This window comes from Halorubrum sp. AJ67 (assembly GCF_000513435.1).
The window spans coordinates 20,486-22,867 of sequence record NZ_CBVY010000023.1; the positions used below are offsets into that span (position 1 = coordinate 20,486).

The following is a 2,382-nucleotide window of genomic DNA, read 5'->3' on the forward strand; positions in this document are numbered from 1 at the left end:
CGCCGAACAGTTCGACGCTCGTCCCGGCGTGCGGCAGTCTCGAGCGCGTGCTTGGCCGCGAAGCCGGCCTCGTGTGCGGAGGCCCCCGGCCGACCCGACTGAAGCTCGAATGTCGACGTCGTCTTGGACGTGGTCGACCGCCGCCGTAGAACGCCGGCTCGGGGAGGTCAGGGCAGACCGCCACGACGTTGTCTCCGCCGACGAAAAAAGGGGAGGGCACCGTGCGCCTCGCGGAGGTGGCGCATCAGCGAGCCGTACGCCCGTTCGATGTTGATGAACGTGTCGAACTCGTTGAGTCGGTCGGTGTACTTCCCGGTCGCGTTGACCACGTCGAAGTGCGCGACCTGGAGGTCCGACCGATTCGTCTCGGAGAGGTACTCTCCGGCGAGCACCTCGGTGCGACTCTCGTCTTGGGCGCTGCCCGCGGTCTGAAGCCGCCGGTTCGCGGCTTCCAGCGCGTCGACGGGACGTTCGGCGACGGCGGTCCCGAGGCTGACGCTGACCGGGTAGCGGTTGCCGATCGACTCCTGAAGGCTCGCGTGGGCCGCGCCGTCGACCCCGTTCGTCACCGCGATCATGTTGTCGAATCTGGTGAAGAAGACGTAGGCGTCGCGGTGGCCGAGGAACTGGGCGATGTCGGCGAAGAGGCGCGACTGGAGCGTCTGGAGGTCCATCTCGCGGCGCGGCTCCGGCGTCGTCGTCCACGGACCGTAGTTGTCGATCTGGACGAGGGTCACCTGGGTCGTCGTCACAGTGGACGCCGATACGGAACGCTGCCGCTTTACCCTTCCGTTATCTCGAACGTGGTACCGGTATCGAGTTCGTGATCTGCGGGCGCAACCCCTACGGCCGTGGCGCGCGCACTCCCGGCATGGAATTCAGCGGTGCCGTCCTCGACGTCGACGGTACGGTCGTGCGCGGCGACGAGCCGATCCCGGGCGCTCCCGCGGGGTACCGGCGGCTCCGCGGGGCCGGGATCGAGACGCTGTTCGTCTCGAACAACCCGACGAAGGCACCGCCCGCGTACGTCGACCGGCTCGGGGCGGCGGGGTACGATGTCGACGCCGACCGCGTCTTCACCGCGGGCAGCGTGACGACGCGGTACCTCGGGAGACACCACGCCGACGACGACCTGCTCTGTATCGCCGACTCGGGGCTCCTCGACCAGTTCGCGGCGGCGGGACTGTCGACGACCGACGACGTCGACGCCGCCGACGCGCTGGTCGCCTCGATCGACCGCGAGTTCGACTACGAGGATCTCTGTACCGCGCTGTGGGCCTTGGAGCGCGACATCCCCTTCATCGGCACCGACCCCGACGTGGTGATCCCGGCCCCCGAGCGCGACGTGCCGGGGTCGGGGGCCGTGATCAACGCGATCGCCGGGGTCGCCGAACGCGATCCAGACGCCGTCCTCGGCAAGCCGTCGGACACCGCGATCGAGATGGTCCGCGAGCGGCTCCCGTACCCGCCCGAGGAGTGTCTCGTCGTGGGGGACCGACTCGACACGGACATCGCGCTCGGCGAGCGCGCCGGGATGACGAGCGTCCTCGTCCGCTCCGGCGTCACCGACGCCGACGACCTCGCGGCCTCCGAAGTCTCACCGGACTACGTCCTCGACCACCTCGGCGAGATCGACCGCGTCATCGGGTGACGCTCGGCCCTGTGGGGCCCATCACCTCCACCGCGGTAGTGTTCAGATAAGCTGATTCCACGCGAAGGCGAAGGATCTGAGCCACTCGTTTGCTGTTTCTGCTTCGGCGTTGCTGAAACAGTTTGAGAAACTGGTAGTTCTGCGTTTTACCTCACGAAAAACACGTTCGACGCTGTTCCGATTTCCATGTCGTTCGTATCTAAAATCGAGGCCGTGTTTGCGACAGGCTCGCTGAAGTGGAGCCGCGCCATCAACGAGAAAGATCGCGTCATCTACATCGTGTTTTTCGCGAAGTTCCGCAAAAAACCGATCTGCGATCGCGTTATTTCTCGTCGGCTCAAGCCGTGTGTGTAGTAAATCGTTCGAATCAGGATCGACAGCAGCGTACAGCCAATATTGTTCATTATCGAGTTGAATCACAGTCTCATCAACCGCGACGTGATTCGGGCTCCGGCCAGTTTCTGGCTGTAGATCGGCTTTGTGAACCCAGTTATGAACGGTCGATCGAACTCGATTAACACCGAATACCTCAAGAAACGAAACAGTATTTGAAAGCGATAGTCCAGACAAATGGAGCTGAATACTGAGCTTCATCAACAGCCTCGGTGTTGCTTCTCGCTCCACAAACTCTAAGTTGATCTCGTCTAAACAGCCGCTGAGGCGGTCGTTTTCTGGCATAGAACACTTTGAAAACGCACCGCCTCACTTTCAAACCTTATCTGAACACCGCC

Annotated in this window: 2 protein-coding genes and 1 pseudogene; 1 reads left to right on the forward strand and 2 read right to left on the reverse strand. The window is 63.4% G+C overall.

The genetic code is table 11. The annotated features are described in order from the left end of the window. Nucleotides 1–752: pseudogene (locus BN903_RS14010) on the reverse strand (GTP cyclohydrolase III); the annotation flags it as partial. Nucleotides 753–871: 119 nt separating this feature from the next. Here BN903_RS14010 and BN903_RS14015 point away from each other — a divergent pair. Further along, nucleotides 872–1,651, forward strand: coding sequence for an HAD-IIA family hydrolase (locus tag BN903_RS14015; RefSeq protein ID WP_048078319.1), 780 nt, complete (start codon nucleotides 872–874; stop codon nucleotides 1,649–1,651). A gap of 42 nt (nucleotides 1,652–1,693) precedes the next feature. On the opposite strand, the gene BN903_RS16130 is transcribed toward BN903_RS14015, so the two are convergent. Next, nucleotides 1,694–2,329 (reverse strand): IS6 family transposase, encoded by a 636-nt coding sequence (locus BN903_RS16130; RefSeq protein WP_079890686.1) that lies wholly within the window; start codon nucleotides 2,327–2,329, stop codon nucleotides 1,694–1,696. Nucleotides 2,330–2,382 lie beyond the last annotated feature (53 nt).

Excerpts from the sequence above, each read along its gene's own strand:
- BN903_RS14015 (WP_048078319.1), top strand. The coding sequence starts at position 872 with ATGGAATTCAGCGGTGCCGTCCTCGACGTCGACGGTACGGTCGTGCGC.
- BN903_RS16130 (WP_079890686.1), bottom strand. The coding sequence starts at position 2,329 with ATGCCAGAAAACGACCGCCTCAGCGGCTGTTTAGACGAGATCAACTTA.